Source organism: Neisseria sp. 27098_8_112, from assembly GCF_041433235.1.
In the GTDB taxonomy this organism is placed as follows: Bacteria; Pseudomonadota; Gammaproteobacteria; order Burkholderiales; family Neisseriaceae; genus Neisseria.
This window is the reverse complement of record NZ_JAPWBB010000024.1, coordinates 1-17,217: the sequence shown is the minus strand read 5'-3', so window position 1 is coordinate 17,217 and position 17,217 is coordinate 1. Positions and strand designations below refer to the sequence as shown.

General features: G+C 47.1%; 15 protein-coding genes. 6 read left to right on the top strand and 9 right to left on the bottom strand.

Annotated features, from left to right (window positions below; genetic code table 11):
* Positions 1-173: 173 nt before the first annotated feature.
* The 4 genes from O3682_RS11175 to O3682_RS11160 form a co-directional block, all read right to left on the bottom strand.
* The gene (locus tag O3682_RS11175; RefSeq protein WP_371510128.1) at positions 174-863 is read right to left on the bottom strand and encodes a hypothetical protein; all 690 of its coding nucleotides are present in this window, start codon (positions 861-863) and stop codon (positions 174-176) included.
* Positions 845-1,903: a beta-ketoacyl synthase N-terminal-like domain-containing protein gene (locus O3682_RS11170; RefSeq protein ID WP_371510131.1), complete on the bottom strand. Its 1,059-nt coding sequence runs from the start codon at positions 1,901-1,903 to the stop codon at positions 845-847. Before O3682_RS11170 ends, O3682_RS11175 begins: the two co-directional genes overlap by 19 nt.
* Positions 1,900-2,190, bottom strand: coding sequence for an ApeE family acyl carrier protein (gene apeE / locus O3682_RS11165; RefSeq protein WP_003748215.1), 291 nt, complete (start codon positions 2,188-2,190; stop codon positions 1,900-1,902). The genes O3682_RS11170 and apeE overlap by 4 nt, the downstream gene beginning before the upstream one ends.
* 107 nt (positions 2,191-2,297) lie before the next feature.
* Positions 2,298-3,023 carry a 16S rRNA (uracil(1498)-N(3))-methyltransferase gene (locus O3682_RS11160; RefSeq protein ID WP_371510127.1) on the bottom strand — a complete coding sequence of 242 codons (726 nt, stop codon included), beginning with the start codon at positions 3,021-3,023 and terminating at the stop codon, positions 2,298-2,300.
* A gap of 179 nt (positions 3,024-3,202) precedes the next feature.
* Here O3682_RS11160 and O3682_RS11155 point away from each other — a divergent pair, with 179 nt between their 5' ends.
* Positions 3,203-3,991: an inositol monophosphatase family protein gene (locus O3682_RS11155; protein ID WP_003684681.1), complete on the top strand. Its 789-nt coding sequence runs from the start codon at positions 3,203-3,205 to the stop codon at positions 3,989-3,991.
* A gap of 264 nt (positions 3,992-4,255) precedes the next feature.
* On the opposite strand, the gene O3682_RS11150 is transcribed toward O3682_RS11155, so the two are convergent.
* A complete protein-coding gene (locus O3682_RS11150; RefSeq protein ID WP_371510126.1) occupies positions 4,256-4,723 on the bottom strand; it encodes a YchJ family protein in 468 nt (155 codons plus the stop codon).
* Positions 4,724-4,911: 188 nt separating this feature from the next.
* Between O3682_RS11150 and O3682_RS11145 the strand changes: the two genes are divergently transcribed.
* The 5 genes from O3682_RS11145 (at position 4,912) to O3682_RS11125 (ending at position 9,846) form a co-directional block, all read left to right on the top strand.
* Positions 4,912-5,760, top strand: coding sequence for an RnfABCDGE type electron transport complex subunit B (locus O3682_RS11145; protein ID WP_371510130.1), 849 nt, complete (start codon positions 4,912-4,914; stop codon positions 5,758-5,760).
* Between the two features lie 70 nt (positions 5,761-5,830).
* Positions 5,831-6,829, top strand: a complete 999-nt coding sequence (gene darH / locus O3682_RS11140) for a BtrH-related acyltransferase DarH (protein WP_371510129.1) — start codon at positions 5,831-5,833, stop codon at positions 6,827-6,829.
* Positions 6,830-6,910: 81 nt separating this feature from the next.
* On the top strand, positions 6,911-7,654 hold the full coding sequence (locus O3682_RS11135; RefSeq protein ID WP_371510125.1) for an SH3 domain-containing protein: 744 nt from the start codon (positions 6,911-6,913) through the stop codon (positions 7,652-7,654).
* A 27-nt stretch (positions 7,655-7,681) separates the two neighbouring features.
* Positions 7,682-8,596: an ABC transporter ATP-binding protein gene (locus O3682_RS11130; RefSeq protein WP_371510124.1), complete on the top strand. Its 915-nt coding sequence runs from the start codon at positions 7,682-7,684 to the stop codon at positions 8,594-8,596.
* Positions 8,593-9,846 carry an ABC transporter permease gene (locus tag O3682_RS11125; RefSeq protein WP_371510123.1) on the top strand — a complete coding sequence of 418 codons (1,254 nt, stop codon included), beginning with the start codon at positions 8,593-8,595 and terminating at the stop codon, positions 9,844-9,846. Before O3682_RS11130 ends, O3682_RS11125 begins: the two co-directional genes overlap by 4 nt.
* A 60-nt stretch (positions 9,847-9,906) precedes the next feature.
* On the opposite strand, the gene O3682_RS11120 is transcribed toward O3682_RS11125, so the two are convergent.
* The 4 genes from O3682_RS11120 to O3682_RS11105 all read right to left on the bottom strand — a co-directional run.
* A complete protein-coding gene (locus O3682_RS11120) occupies positions 9,907-11,139 on the bottom strand; it encodes an HlyD family type I secretion periplasmic adaptor subunit (RefSeq protein ID WP_225522858.1) in 1,233 nt (410 codons plus the stop codon).
* 1 nt (position 11,140) lies between these two features.
* Positions 11,141-13,339 (bottom strand): type I secretion system permease/ATPase, encoded by a 2,199-nt coding sequence (locus O3682_RS11115; protein ID WP_371510122.1) that lies wholly within the window; start codon positions 13,337-13,339, stop codon positions 11,141-11,143.
* 27 nt (positions 13,340-13,366) lie between these two features.
* Positions 13,367-14,629, bottom strand: coding sequence for a TolC family protein (locus O3682_RS11110; protein WP_371510121.1), 1,263 nt, complete (start codon positions 14,627-14,629; stop codon positions 13,367-13,369).
* A 167-nt stretch (positions 14,630-14,796) separates the two neighbouring features.
* Positions 14,797-17,217, bottom strand: a 2,421-nt coding sequence (locus tag O3682_RS11105) for a hypothetical protein (RefSeq protein ID WP_371510120.1), incomplete at its 5' end; no start/stop codon positions are given.

Below are 17,217 nucleotides of genomic sequence, written 5' to 3'. Positions count from 1 at the left end.
TCATGGAAAATCCCCTAAATGTCTTGGTGGGAATTTAGGGGATTTTGGGGAATTTTGCAAAGGTCTCTTTTTATACAAAAGGCCGTCTGAAAATATTTTCAGACGGCCTTTTTAATGGCTTAAAACCTATTTACTTCAACAAACAAACTCATTCTCTAAAATCATTTTCCCCATCACGCCAAAGTATATTTCTTCACATCCCTACCCTCGTGCGCCATTACTGCTTCTAGCCAATCGGCGATATTTTGCCAATAATATTGCGGCTTTTCAGACGGCCTATCAGTCTGAGTACCTTCATCATTCAACACAACGGGAACACCCTGCTCTGCACCGTTTTCAAGCAAAATCCAGATACTGCCTTCATGGGTATCGGCACGGACTGCTTGATGTTCATATGCCCAACCAACCGCAGCTTGTCCGCCATTTTGCAAAGACTGCATCGCCAGAGATAATGGATGAAAGCAGGTATCTACATTGTTATCGGCAGTAACGACCAAAGTTGCACCATGCGTTCCTAACGCTTGCGCGGTGTGAAAAACGGGAGCGTTGTGCAGGTTGGCAATAAAGTCAAACGGCATCGCGGCGTGATGGTTCAATACATTATCCGCCATTTTTTCAAACACGGATGGCGAAGAAAACGGCGTACCGAGAAAAACAGCGCAATCAGAACGAATTTCGCATTGCTCTTTCAGTTGCCCTGCACCAAGCGCGGCAATCAAACTCAAGCGGCTGAGGCGGCGGGTATCTATACCGCTTTGCTGCTTTAAGGTTTGTTTGAGGATTTTACCGCCGGTACCGGTGTCAGTATCAAAACGCACGGCGGCAGTAATACGGATATTAGAATTTACGGTTGCCATTGCCATACCAAAGATGTGTTGCTGCCACCAAAACCAAACTGATTGGCCAAACAGAAAAAGCCGCCTTTTTGTGAAGCCGCGCACTCGGAAAAACGAATTTCCCGCCCCTGATAATCGTTGCTTCCGCCTTGTTTTAGAGCGGATAAAAGCAAGGCTGTTTCAAGGGCTGCCGTTGCACCAAGCGTGTGTCCGATTTGCGGTTTGAACGCCATCAAGGGCGGCAGTGTACCGAATATATTTTCCAGTGCGGCCAATTCGGCGGCATCGCTGTCAGCCGTGCCGATGCCGTGTGTTTTAACGGCTGCAATGTTTTCAGGAGCGATGCCTGCAACATCCAAAGCGCGTCGCATCACTTGCTCCTGCGCTTGGCCATCGCTTTGAATCAGGTCATTACCCGTATTGGCGGCGTGTCCGATAAGTTTCAGACGGCCTGAAGAAGATTCAGGAGCAGCAGAAGATAAGGCAAGTGCGGCAACACCTTCGCCTAAAATCAAACCGTTTCCGCCAAAAGGCTGATACTGTTCGGTCAGCAAACCCAAGCTGTGAAAATGCAGCAAAGTCAGTCGGTTGAGGTTTTCAATCCCAAGCACAAAGGCACGCTCCGCCTCGCCGCGCAAGCAGTTATCCGCCTGAATGAGCGCATGGGCGGATGAAGTGCAGGCAGTAGCGAAACTGAAAATCTGCCGATTGCCGCTACGCCGGCGCAAATCTTCGGCGAGATAAAGCAGATTATGTTCTTCTACCGCCCTATTGCCTGCAAAATGGCGGTTTTCATATTCGGAAATGGAGTAGGAACTAGAACCGATAAAAACCGGCGCATCATGCCAACTTTCAGACGGCCAGCCTGCATTTTCAGCGGCTCGGCGCAAATGTTGTTCGGCAATATCCGCAAATTCCTTCCGCCCCAAACTGTCGCCGGCAAATGCACGAAAATAAGCAGCCTGCTGCGGTTGGTTTAAAAACGTATAAGACACCGCATCAGGCCGTCTGAAATCCATTTGCGGATTCAAGGCAGAAGTAGCCGCCGTACCGCAAACCCAACTCACGCGCCATGCTCCGCACGGATAAACGCCGCCAAATCGCGTACGCACATCATATGTTTGCGCACCATCCGGTCGCCCTGCAGGCGCACTTGGAAATACTGTTGCAAGGCAACGCTGATTTGCAGCGCATCAAGCGAATCCAAACCGACCGGACTGTCATCGCCAAACAAAAGTGCATCGTCGGTGAAATCATCCATATCCACATCGTCGGCCTTATCGGCCTCTTGCACGATTAACTTTTTCAATTCAGCTTCCAGCTCGTGCTCGGCCAGCGTAAAGGTGTAAGACATTTTTTAAACTCCCATTTTTATATCATGAAGCAACAGCTTGTTTGAGCGAAACTTGTTACACTCGTTTTAGCGAAACTCGCTACGCTCGTTTTCAGACAGCCTGAACTTTATGCAAAATCGCCCCAAAGCGTCTGCATGGCGGCAATGGCCGCAAGTGAGGCGGTTTCGGTACGTAACACCCGTTTCCCGAGCGTAACGGATTGAAAACCGGCATCAAATGCCTGCTGCTCTTCCTTCTCCGTCCAGCCGCCTTCCGGGCCGACCATAAACACGACCTTACCGGACTGCGGCTGAACATCGCTCAGCTTTTGTGCGCGGTTCAAACTCATTAACAGTTTGGTCGTTTCCTGCGGTAACTGTTGTAATGCCTGTGCATAAGTCGTCAGCGGCAAAACCTTCGGCACAATATTGCGGCCGCTTTGTTCACACGCCGAAACAACAATTTCCTGCCAACGCGCCACCCGCTTTTCAGCGCGTTCGCCGCTCAAGCGGACGACACAGCGTTCGCTGATGACCGGGCGAATTTCTGCCACGCCCAATTCCACGCTTTTCTGCAAAGTGAAATCCATGCGCTCGGCGGCGGATACCGCCTGTACCAATGTAATGTTCAGCGGCGATTCGTTGTCCGTTGCCTTTTCACGCAAAATCCGCACGCTGGCACGGCGTTTTTCCAAAACTTCTGGCAAAGCCGGATATGCCTTGCCATTGCCGTTAAACAACACTATTTCTTCCGTGTTTTTCACGCGCAATACATTCAGATGGCGCACCACATTATCGGGCAATTCGACCACGCTGTCGGGAATTAAGGCAAAATCAACATAAAATCGGGGCATGGTTTCCTGCTTTATTCATGTATATAATTTAATGTATATAATTTAAATTTAAAATTTCATGAATGAAGTTGAAACACGGCGACATACTCCTGCCTGATTTCGATTTCATCCACTATAATTTAAACCTTCCTGAATTTTAATCCACTGTCACGCAAAACTGCAAAAAACAAGGATACGCCGTGCTATACCGTTTACAGAAAGTCGTCCGCCACATCGCCCAAACCGAAGTCATGCCGCGTTTTCTGAACACGCCGTCACGACGTAAAGAAGACGGCTCGGTTTTGAGTGAAGCAGATTTGGCCGCACAAACCGCTTTTGCCGCCGCCCTGCCCTTATTGGAGGATTGTCCGATGTTGGGCGAGGAGATGAGCGTTCAGGAGCAAACCCGTTTGTGGAACGAACATTCAGACGGCCTGTGGATTGTCGACCCTATCGATGGCACAAACAACTTCGTCAACGGTTTGCCGCATTTTGCCGTATCCGTCGCGCTGGTTAAAAACGGCCACGCCGAATTGGGCGTGATTTACAATCCGGTCAGCGGCGAATGTTTCTACGCCGAACGCGGCAAAGGCGCATTTCTCAACGGTACGCCGCTGCCGCTGCGTTCCGAAAACAAAAAACTCAACGAATCCATTGCCGGCGTGGAAATCAAATACCTGCGTTCGGGCAAACTCGCCAGCCGCATGAATACCCTTGCCCCATTCGGCACAATCCGCAGCATGGGCAGCAGCACGCTCGACTGGTGCTACCTTGCCAGCGGCCGCTACGATATTTACATCCACGGCGGACAAAAGCTGTGGGACTACGCTGCCGGCGCATTGATTTTTGAAGAAGCCGGCGGCTGCCTGACCACTTTGGAAGGCGACGATTTTTGGAGCGGCGAACATGTATTCAAGCGTTCCGTCATCGCCGCATTGCAACCCGAGCTGTTTCAACAATGGGTGAAATGGATTCGAGAAAATCAGTAAAAATACCGTTTATCTTCAAAAAATCACGATTATCTCGCAACTTATTGAAATTATTTCACTTCTTAACAGCATTTAATACTAAAAACGGTAGAATACTAATCGCTGACACAACACCGCTCTTTCATCCCTTTTGGGCGGTGCAGCAAGTAAGACGTTTTCCCGCAATGTATTGGCCATTCATACTTCTCCCTTAGTATGAATGGTTTTTTTTATCTGCAAAAACAGCTCAGGCCGTCTGAACGTTCAGACGGCCTGTTTACATTACTATTTGAAAAATTGTCCGCAACACGCCTTAAACTTTTTGCCCGAACCGCACAAACAAGGCTGTTTCATCGTCGGCAAAGCAACGGTCGGATCAATAAAGTACCAACGCCCGTCTATTTTCACAAACGCCGACAATTCATGATGGCACTCAGTTTGCCCGTTCTCTTCAAAATACGCCTCAAACTCGACCAAAGCATGCAGCTTGCCAAACGGCACATGACGGATAACCTTCAATCCCGACCACTGCGTCTGCCTACTCCATACCGCCAAATCCTGCTTGTCCAACAAATTCTGCTGCGCAGGGACGGTCGTGTCCACGATATAGTCGATTTTCTGTAAAACATACGCGCTATAACGCGAACGCATCAACTCTTCCGCCGTCGAGGCCGCCGCCTCATGCGCATGAAACGGTGCGCAACATTCCGTATAAACACGCCCCGACTGACAAGGGCAAAGTGTAGCCGTCATTCCTAAATTACCCGAATAAATTTATTTCAAAATTATAACGCAAACCCGACTCAGACCGTCTGAAAACAAGCGTAGCGAGTTTCGTCAAAACGAGCGTGGAGAGTTCCGCTAAAATAAGCAAAGCGGGTTTCGCCAAAACAAACGCAACAATCTGATATAATGCGCCTTTTCGATTTTGACTATCCATGATGACCATTCCCATCCAAAGCATCAGCCGCCTGTTGCCGCAAACCCAATGTCGTGAATGCGGCTATGAAGGCTGCCTACCCTATGCGCGCGCCCTGTCGGCAGGAGAAGCACCGGTAAACCTGTGCGCGCCGGGTGGGGAAACCATCATGAAAGACATTGCCGACCTATTGGGCAAACCCTACCTCGCTCCGGCAAAAACACAAATCAAAGCCGTAGCCCTGATTGACGAAGCCGTCTGCATCGGCTGTACCGCCTGCATCCGCGCCTGCCCTGTTGATGCCATTATGGGCGCGTCCAAACTGATGCACACCGTCATCAGCGACGAATGCACCGGCTGCGGCTTGTGCGTTACCTCCTGCCCCGTCGACTGCATCGACATGGTTCCCGTATCGCAGCCCTTCCTGCCGTCCGCACGCCGTTTCAGCACCTCTGCCGAACCGCGCTTTGCTGCCGCCGAACACGCACAAAGCCGTTTTGAACGCCATACCGCGCGCAAACAGCGCGACGATGCCGAACGTAAAGTCCTGCTGGCGCAACGCGAAGCCGCCGTCAAAGCCAAACAGGCCGCACAGGCACAAACCCAAACAGCCGCAACAAGCGCCGCATTCAACCCTATGGATTTGATTGCCAAAGCCATGGCCAAAGCGCAATCACAACAGGACAAACTCATCTCCTCCGACAACCGCGAAGACTTCAAAGCGCGCCAAATCGAAGAAGCCAAAGAACGCGCCGAACTGCGTCGCGCCCAACGTGATGCCAAATACGGCAACGAAGCCGAAAAAGCCGCCGCCATCGAATTTCTGCGCCGCCACAAAGCCGAGCAGGAAGCGGCCAAAGAAACCCGCTGATTTCCAAAACAACAAACCATTCCGACCGCTTCAAGCCGTCTGAAAACATTGCATGAAAACCAATAACTTTATGACCACACAAGAATTTCCACACCAACATACCGCCCATTGCGAAAGCGGTGTGATGTCCACCCTGCTCAAATACCATGGCCACAATTTAGACGAAGCCATGATTTTCGGCATTGCCCACGCGCTGACATTTGTCTGGATGCCGCTGATCAAATTAAACGGCATGCCGCTGATTTCTTACCGTACCGCGCCGCGCAGCATCATCAAAAACACCTGCAAAGCATTGGGGCTGAAATTATCCGTGCGCAAATTTTCCGACGCACAAAGCGGACAAGCCGCATTGGATGCAGCTCTATCTTCAGGCAAACTGGCCGGTTTGCAAACCTCCGTCTTTTGGCTGCCCTACTTCCCGCCGCAAATGCGCTTCCATTTCAACGCACACAATCTTTTAGTGTACGGAAAAGACGGCAACGACTACCTCATCAGCGACCCCGTATTTGAAACCGTGCAACGCTGCGCCGCTGAAGATTTGCAACGGGCGCGCTTCGCCAAAGGTGTATTGGCGGCAAAAGGCATGATGTACACTTTGGAAGACAACAGGCCGTCTGAAAAAATCATGGCAGACTTGCCTGCCATTATCCGCAAAGCCATACGCAAAAACGCCAAACATATGCTCACACCGGTCTTTTTCATCGGCGTAAAAGGCATCCGCACGTTGGCAAAAAACATCGAAGCCCTGCCCACTAAACGAAATGCAAAATACCAAAAGCTGTTCCTCGGCCATCTCGTGCGGATGCAGGAAGAAATCGGCACCGGCGGCGCAGGTTTCCGCTACATCTACGCCTATTTCCTCGAACAGGCCGCCCGTATCTGCGACAACCCCGCGTTTCAGACGGCCTCAGAACAAATGACCGCTATCGGCGACCAATGGCGGCAGTTTGCAGCGATGTGCGTGAAACAGTGCAAAAAGCCGTCCGAAAACGGCTGCCGCGAAATCGCCGCATTTTTGCGCAAGATTGCGGACGATGAAGAAGCCTTATGGCGGGGATTATTGAAATAATGGGGAATCATGCGGTATAACTCAATCCGCCGCGCACCGTTTTGAAATTAGGTCGTCTGAAAACTAAAAGAAAAGATAAAAATGCGTTACTTAGCCACACTCTTATTATTGTGTTCCGCCCTAACCCATGCTGCGCCGCCGAACGGCTTTGCCTTGGTGCATGATGCCGACGGACACACCAACTTGCGCAAAAGACCCGATTTGAATGCCAAAATCTTGGCAAAAATTCCCAACGGTACGCCGTTGGAATGTGTGGAAGAACTCAGTGAAACCAGGTCGGACTTCTGTTTTGTTCAGCTACAACAGGCAAACGCCGACGATTCCGGCTTTATCCATTACAGCCGTCTGATATTTCCTGCCGCCGATAAAAGCTTCGTTCGCCTGCGCGAACAATCCGGTCGCGACGATACGCTGACTTTGTCCGGTAGCGGACAAAAGGTACACATCGTTGCCCGCCGCATCCACCCTAAACGCAGTGATTTCTCAGGTATCAGCAAAGACAACTTCACGGCGCGTCTCTATCAAGGCAAACCGTTCTATGGCATGGACAACACCATTCCGAAAAGCGTGTTCGCGCTTGAACGCATCATGCTAAACGGTCAAGCAGTTCCCGCTGCCGAACTGCAAGGACTGTTCTCGCCCGATTTTGCCGCCACTGCACGCGGCAGCAATGTGTATGAAAAATGGGAAGCCTATTACCGCGACAGCGATAAAACGCTTTATCTGTTCGGCAGACAAGGTTCGGACGGCAATCCTTTCGATGTCTGCTTTATATTTAAGGACGGTAAATTCCAGCGCCGTTATTTATGGGGTGCTGCGATTTAAATATCGCTCGAAAGGCCGTCTGAAACCATGATTCAAATCCAATCCCTCTCCCACCATTATCCCAAAGCCGAAACTGCCGCGCTGGACAATGTGTCGTTCGACATTGCCGACGGCGAATGTTTGGGGCTGCTCGGCCACAACGGTGCGGGGAAAACGACGCTGATGTCGCTTTTGGCCGGCTTGCAGGAAGTACGGCAGGGCGAGATTTTGTTTGACGGCAAGCCATTGCGTCTGTTAAGCCGTAGCGAGCGGCAGAAAATCGGTTTGGTGCCGCAGGATTTCGCGTTTTATCCGCAGCTTTCCGTGTGGGACAACCTGCTGTTTTTCGCCTCGCTTTATAAAGTGCGCGACAAAGGCCGTCTGAATGCACTATTGGAACAGACCGACCTGACCGCCCACAAAAACAAAGCGGCGAAGCATCTTTCGGGTGGGCTTAAACGCCGTCTGAATTTTGCCATCGGCCTGATTAACACGCCGCAACTGGTGTTCCTCGACGAAATCACGGTAGGCATCGACCCGCAGTCGCGTCGCTTTATCCTCGACAGCGTGGCAGATTTGACGCGGCAAGGGGTAACGGTGGTCTACACCTCGCACTATCTGTCGGAAATCGAGCAGCTTTGCGACAAAATCGCGCTGCTGCAACACGGCAAGCTGGTGTACCACGGCGGTTTGGACGAGCTTTTAAGCACGCAAACAGGTGTCGTGCGCTTTACCGTCGAACCGCCACTGCCGCCTCAAACGCTGACCGCTTTGGGTGCCAAGCAAGTGGACAGCCGCGGCATGATGGAAACGACGCACGATGCCGCCGCCGTTTACGCCGCCCTGCAACAAAGCGGCGCACAAATCCGCTACTTCCAGCAGGGACACGGTTCGCTGGAAACGTTTTACCTTGATTTCCTGCGCAAAGACGAACCGGCAACAGATAAGCAAAATCCACAATGACGATTTCCTCCCTCCTCAAAGAACTCAAACTGCTCTGCCGCGACCTGCACGGTTTGGCAGTGTTGTTTGTGATGCCCATCGCCTTCATGCTGATTATGTCGTTGGCGCTGAGCCGCGACCAAGATCCGCACACCGACAGCCGTATCGTGCTGGTTGGCATAGCAAACGACAGTATCAATACCGCGCTGGCCGCCACGCTGGAAAAAGAGCAAATCCATGTCACACTGATGCCGTCTGAAAAACTGACCGACGCGCAAAACGGCCTGCACGACAAACGTTTCCAACTGGTGCTGCACAACCCGAACCACGCCTCCGGCAAAATTGCCGACGACAAAGCCTTGCAAATCTATGTACCGCCCGATACCGAGCCCTCATGGCTGGCGGCGGTCAAAGGCGTTTTGCAGCAGCACTACACCCAAACGCGGCTGGACGCTTATTTCGACAACAACGAAGGCATCAAAATCAACAATAAAAAACTGCCCCGCTCTATCCGCAAAGACATCCAGAAAAAAGTCGATGAAAAAAACGACGAGCAATTCGCCGCCGTGCAAACCTTTTTAGATAAAAAAATGCTGGAAGAACACTACCTGAGCGCAGGCAGCGGCAAGGTTGAAAAACCCAACGCTGTACAGCATAGCGTTCCCGCATGGCTGATTTTCGGTATGTTTTTCATAATGATACCGCTGTCGAACGTCATGGCGCTGGAACGCCAGACCAACACTATCACCCGCCTGCGCCTCGCCCGCGCCTCCGCGTCCGGCCTGATTGCCGCCAAACTCATCCCCTATTTTCTGATTAACCAGCTTCAGTTTGTCGGAATGCTGTTGCTCGGCCGCTACCTGCTGCCCGAAATCGGCGTGCCCGCCCTCATACTCAACGGCAGCCTTGTTCCCTACGCGCTGCTGTCCGCCGCCGTCAGCGCCGCCGCACTCGGCTACGCGCTTCTAATCAGCGTCTGCGCCAAATCTACTGAACACGCCGTTGTGCTCGGCGGCGGCGGCATCATCCTGATGGCGGCAATCGGCGGCATTATGGTCCCCGCCCACGTCATGCCCGAAACCATGCAGCAACTCACTTGGATTTCCCCGATGGCATGGGGCTTGAAGGCTTTTCAAGAACTGCTGCTCAACCGCAGCGGACTGGACGGAATCGGCCGTTACCTGCTTCTACTGTCAGCATTCTCTTTTGCCACACTGACTGCTGCCGTATTAGTTTATCGGAGGCAGTTGCAGACGCAGGTAAGGTTTTAAACCTATTGATATCCTTTTACCCAATAAAAAAGCAGTATGCATAGCATACTGCTTTTTCTTCTAGCGTTCTCGCAATGCCTGCTTCATTCTAGTAATCGGTTTGATCAAGTATTGGAACACAGTTTTCTCACCAGTTTTCACGTCAACTGTTGCCACCATACCTGGAATAATTGGCATTTCTTTTCCGTTCTTATCCAATAGCTTGCTGCCAGAAGTTTGAACCAAAATGCGGTAATATACATTATTCATATTCAGTTTCAAATCACCGGTATTGCGTTTCTCATCACTCAATGTATCCGGACTGATCAAAATAACTTTACCTTCCAGGCCACCATAAATAGCATAATCGTAAGCTGTTAATTTCACTACAGCAGGCAATCCTGGACGGATAAAGGCTACATCATTCGGTCGGATATAGGCTTCAACCAAAAGATTATCCTCAATCGGTACAATTTCCAAAATATCCTGTCCGGCATTGACCACACCACCAATAGTATTAATACGGATATTTTTCACAATACCTTTCATCGGTGCACGAATTTGTGAACGATCAACCGGGTCTGCACGCATGGCCATATTTTCCTTAGCTTGTGCAAGTTCAGCTTCGGTTTTAACCAATTCGTTACTTGCATCTGTCGTGTAACGGTTTTGGCGCTCAGTAATTTGTACAGCTAAATCTTGTGAATCACGTTGCATACGCAATAGCTCAACCTGAGACATAACACCTCTTTGAACCATTGGGCTAACAATCGAGATCTGCTTATCCAACGCTGCCTTACTTTGCCGCAAACCGGAAACTTGCTCTTCCATTGCCTTACGGCGAGAAATATAGGCAGCTTCTTCACGTTTTTTCAACTCAGAAGAAATGCCTTCCGGAAAAATCAATTTGCTATTGTAGGCTTCAGCTTTCAAACGAGCAGCCATTGCTTCCAAATTTTCTACTTTTGCCTGACTCTCACGCAAAATAGCCGAACTTCGAGTATCATCCAATTTCAAGAGAACCTGGCCTTTTTCGACAGTATCGCCCTCTTTAACCAACATTTCTTGAATCGTTCCTGGATCTAAGCTCTGCACAATCTGTTCACGGCTACTCGGAATAATCCTTCCCTGTCCTTGTGCCACTTCTTCAAGCGGACTGAAATAAGCCCATACAATGAAGACAATGACAAAAGATAGAAACAAACTGATAACTGCAAAATAGCCCGTATGTTTTTCAGACTGTAAAGCTGCACTTAAATCATTAATCAGCTTTAAATCTTCTTGATCAATATGTTCCGATTGCTGATTTGACATATTAATTCCCTTTTCCTTCTTTTTTTTCAACTGCAACTTGTGCCGCTTTTTGAGCTTGTGCCTGTACTGCTTGGGCTTGGCGTTCTTCATTCTCACGTAATTTAGCAATCACCGCATCGCGGGGTCCGTCGATAATGACACGGCCGTTGTCAACCACCACAACACGATTAACCATAGGAAGAACCTGCAAGCGATGCGTAACAACAACAACGGTTTTATCATGCGCCCATTGAGCCAAGACACCCAAGGCTTGACGTTCTGTCTGCTCATCCAAACCGGTTGTCGGTTCATCCAGCAACACTACACGAGGGTGAGAGAGCGTCAAACGTACCAGCGATACAATTTGTTTTTGTCCACCTGAGAGCCCTAAGCCATCTTCACCCAAAGGCATATCCAAACCTTTAGGATGATTACGAACAAGCTGATCCAAATGGAAATTATGCAATGCCCCCAGCAATTCCTGATCAGTTGAATACCCATTCATACGCCCCAGATCCAAGTTCTCTCTCAATGTACCGAGGAATAATCTTGGAGATTGATTCAGCAAAGCAACTTTATCACGCAGAAAATTCGGATCAATTTGGCGGATGTCCACATTATCCAGCAAAATATTGCCGCCTGTCGGATCATACAGGCCATTGGCCAACTTTAATAAAGTACTTTTACCGCTGCCAATCCGTCCTAAAATGGCAACTTTCTCACCAGGGCGGATGATCAGATTAAGATTGGAGATAGCAGGTTGTGTGTCTTCATTGTATTTGAATACAACATTGTCAAAAGTAAGCTGTCCCTGAACTTGATCAAGTGTTACATAGGCGCGCTCAGGATCACGCTCAATCGGTCTTTCCACAATCGCGTTGATACCATGAAGAGCATTTTTTGCCTGCTGGAAGCGTATAGCCAATCCGGCAATTTTGCCTAATGAAGAGAGTGCACGACCTGAAAGGATGACTGATGCAATCACCGCACCCATCGTAATACGTGCCTCAACTACGCTGTCATGAATCAAATAAGTACCTAAAACAACCAAACCCACGGTATTAAGCTGCTGCAGACCTACGGTAAAGTTGGATACAAATTCGTTGATTTCTTTAACTTTCATTGAGCTGGCTGCCGTCACCGCATTCAACTTATCCCAACGCTGCTGTGCCCAGTTAGTCGCATTGTTGACTTTAAGTGTTTCGATACCTTCTACGGCCTCAACAGCCAAACCTTGACGTTGTGAGCTTTCTTTCATACTTTCATTAATGCGTTTAGCCAACATAGGCTGAACCGCAAAAGAAACTACAATTACCAAAATACAGGTAATGATTGGTACGATTACAAGTTTTCCACCAATAATGAATATTACAAACAAGAAAAGTAACAAAAACGGCGCATCAACCAAAACCAACAAACTAGCACTAGTCATAAATTCACGTACAGCTTCAAAATCCCGCAAATTGTTGGCATATGAACCGGATGAAATCGGACGCTCAATCAGACGTAAAGCCATCACACGTCTGAACAACGCAGAACTAATAATTAAATCTGCCTTTTTACCCGCAATATCTGTCAGACGCGAACGTATCATTTTACCGATAAACTCGAAGACAATCGCCAAAAATACGCCAATACTCAGTACCCACAAAGTAGAGTAAGCCTGATTTGGAATTACACGGTCATATACATTCATGACATACAGCGAACTGACTAATGCCAAAATATTGATAAGGAACGATGCTAAGATTACTTGGTAATAATACTTTTTAAACCGTCCAATCACTTTCCAAAACCATGCTTTAGGCAAATGGTACTCTGGCAACTCAGAGCGGTGGTCTGCAGTCAACTTGGGTTTAATGAACCAACAAAACCCCAAATATTGAGTTTCAAGCTCTTTATGGCTGACTTCATGCGCCGGCGCATCCCCAGAACGGATGACGTAAACACGCTCTTCTCCTCGCCCTTTTACCTCACTGACAACTGCAGCTTCATCATTATGGAGAATAATGACTACAGGCATCGCAAGTGAAGGGATCTCAATCAGTTTGCGACGGGAAATATGGTTTTCAAACCCATAACTGCGTAAAACTTCACTCAGCGATTGGATATTGGCATTTAAATTTCGTTCTCTAGCAATGTTTGCTGCAAGAGCCTCTTCTGCAACAGGTTGATTAAGCAATTTTGTTGCAATGGCTAAATGTTTAATAATTGAATTCATAAAATCTATCTACAAAATAACGACAAATCAAAAATGGCCGTTTGCATTAAAATCCGGCACTTTAGCCCACTTGGCCAAGCTGGCTTTGGCAAGCAGATACGCAACCGCTGCATCTCGGTAGTCGTTTTGCGCCTCGACATAGTTGGTTTCAGTTGATGCCAGTTCCGCATACGAATCCAAGACATCCAACAATGTTCGATTTGCAATATAAAACTGCTGCTCATAGTCTTTTGCCACTTTTGATTGTGTTGCAATCAACAGTTTCGCAATTTTGGCACGGCGTTCGTTCTGTTTCATATCCACTTTTGCCGTTTCCGCACGTTCTTGAATATCCCGTAGCAATTCATCTGAACGCGATTTTGCCGACAGTGCTACCGCATGGCTTTTTTTGACAGAATAATCAGAAGATTTGTTATAAAAATCCCAACTCATTGTTACAGCAATGCTTCTATCGCGATGCGTCGCACTACCTTCTAAATTAATAGAGGGGTATCTTGAGGCCTTGTTTACCTTAATATCAGATAATGCGCTGTTGTATTCTGACTCCTGCGCTTTCACGCTTGGATGTTCTTTCGCCTGCGCATTATCAAAAGAAGCAATCAACTGGTCCGCATTCTGTTTACCAAATGGATCGACAATATCTTTCTCAGTTAATTTCTTAGCACTGTATTTATTCAGCTTGCTCAAAGCCACTGATAAAGTTTTTTGTAAATTAGCTTCATTCGACAAAGTCTGCAAATAGCGAGATTCTGCTTGAGTCTTTTCCGAACGGCGACCTGGATCATATTTACTAATAATACGTAAGTCAGCCAAAAATTTTTCATGGCGTTTGATGTTTCTCTTAGCAATCTCTATTGACTCTTTCGCACGTAACGCAGTCAGATAAAGCGTACTGATTGTATTGGCTAACTCCTCTCGGGTCTCATAATATTTGTATTGGTAATACTCCATTTTATGCTTGTCGCGTTCGACAGCAGCCTGAATACCGCCCCAAGCATACAAATTCAAGCGCGATTTAATCCCTAGATCATCGCGCATTTTGGAATTGTCTGAAGTATGCCGCTGAGCCAAAACATTTTGCCCTGTTAAAGAAAACGTCGGGTAATGCCCGGCCTTTGATGCTTTCATGTCATTGTAGGCACCCTCTGTATTGGCATTAGCTTCCTGTAATGTCGGGTCGTTTTGCAGCGAATAACGAAGTATATCGACCAATTCCACTGCGAAAGCTGAAGGTGATTGCAAAATGCCATACAGTAGCAATGCAATAAACTTCTGATGGGGATTTTTCATAAACAAATTTCTCTTTTTTAGTGCAGAAAATAAGACTTTTTCACTTTAGAAATTATAAATCAAATTAGTTAAATAAAGTGCAAAATACAAGGTTTTCAGACGGCATCAATGTGTAAATCAGATAAAAAACGCACCCGAAGGTGCGTTTTTCTAATAGATGTTACAAATTAAGCAACGGTAATATCTGAATCAACCCAAAGTTCATTAGAACCGGTGTTGTAAACATTATAAGTATTGCCTTCATAAGTAACTTGTGAGTTTGCAGCTTTGCTAATACCACTTAAAGTCACTTTATCGCCTGCATCACCATCAACAATTAATACGTTGTTGTGAGATTTACCACTAGCATCAACAGTTGCTGTAGCGCTGTGGTTTTTCTCAACATCGCTTGCACTGATAGTAACCGAGTTGTTTAACGTACCGGTAATATCAATTTTCTCGAAGTGAGAGATCATTGAAATAGTGGTTGTAATCGGTTTACCATCTCGGTTCACAAACTCAAGTGTATCGAAACCATCACCACCATCAATAGATGCTCTGGTATTAATCATACTAGGTGTTCTCACGATGTCATCACCACTTCCCATATTGATAGTTGGATGGCCGCCTGCTAAATAGAAGAACGGATTGTCTGTATTACGCGCTTCAAGAATATCATTACCAGCCCCCATATTTATGGTACCTGCAATGTTTTTAAAACTCGCGAAGTCGTTACCGTTACCCGTATCAAGGGTATTACTATGGTATTGAACTCCAATTGCATAGACAGAGTCATCACCGTCACCAGTATTCAGGCTAGATTTAATTAACGCACCTAAATCACCAGTACCACCTTTAGTACCAATTAAGATAACATCATTTTCACTACCATAACTGTCATTGGTATTAGCCCCATAACGACGGTAGTAAGTGTAGGCAACGTCCTTAGATATAGTGTTACCCGCTAAGTCTGTTTCAACTACAGTGTAAGGTACTTTCTTCACTGTTGCATTTGGAACAATACCTGTAGCAAACTCAAACTCACCATTTTCATCGGAGCTGCCACTATGGTTATTGATAGTCAATGTTGAATTTTTCTCAGCTGTTCCGATTAAATTCATACTCTCATCAATAATCGCATGGAATTCCCCTGCTTTTTGGTCAAGCGTCATATTTAAGGTGTCGCTGGTTGATGCCGCATTACCTTTCACACGAGCTTGTAAGCTGTATGCAATACCACCCACTTTGGTGTTGTTTGGTAAGGTAAACGAGTTACCAGAACCAGAATTCCAAGTTTGACCGCCGTCTGTACTGTATTCCCATTCAGAACCTGATGGAATACCAGACACGTTAACTTGACCATTTCTAGTATAGTTATCGTTATTAGACGCACCGGTATCTTGAGCTAATGATAGTTCAAGTTTAACAACTTTATCTTCACCAGAGATAATCGATACCAATTTACTTGCTTTCGTTAAATCTGTAATTGCTTTTGCAGAACCATCATCATTGTATTCAGCACCAATCTCATCAGTAGCTGTTTTATACACATGCTGTACAGAAACTTCAGTATTATCTTGGATATTGCTGCCTGAGATAGTGGCTTTATTATTGGAAATATTAAATACTCCCTCTTCCACACCAGCCCAAGTACCATCAGCCTGTTTTTGTACCATGCTCACATACTTGGTTCCACTTGGCTGAGTAAAGTACACTGCAACTGCATCACCAATATCAGCATTAGCAGGTAATTCAATAATCACATCTCCGCTATCTGTAGCCGCTTCAAGTGCTGGAGGATCAAGCAATGCTTGAACTTCTGTTTTCTCACTTTCTAAACCAGTTGGTGTTTTAGTTACCGCAGATACTTTTGATAAATCTTCAACACTATTGTTGTCAATTGTTGTATTGCTTTCACCTGCTTTCACATTTGGCACTACCGATTCATTGCTTGAAGTCCAGCTACCATCGGCTTGTTTAGTCAAGACTACAGTTACTGGTGTAGCATTACCAGTGATGGATTCAGGTGTCACAGTTACTTCAACGGTATCATTTGCAGCAGCATCAGCAGGCACATTAACAACCACAGAACCATCATCATTTGAAGTTAATGTTGGTGATGTAACTACTTTGTCTGCACCTGCTTGCGCAGTAGCATTATCACTAGGCATATTGTTACGTACAACAATTGCCGCAACATCAGAACCATCTTTCACTTTATCTTGTGGAATAGTGGTACTGTTTTTACCTACCTCAATATTTGGTACAACATCCGGATTGTTTGAAGTCCAGCTGCCATCAGTCTGTTTAGTTAAAGTTACAGTTTTTTGTGCTGGATCATCATTACCTTGAACTGCTACATTCAATACATCTCCCTGCTTAGCATCATCAGGTACAGCCACAGTTACAGAACCATCTTCAGTTGAAGCTGTAACAGTTGGTGCTGACGGTTTATCATTACCTGCAGTTACTGTAGTTGCAGCACTTTCATTACCTGCTGGGTCTTTCGCTTTCGCAGAAACTTCAGAACCATCTTTCACTTTGTCTTGTGGAATAGTGGTGCTGTCTTTGCCTGCTTCAACGTTTGGTACTGTTTCAGGTTTATCTGA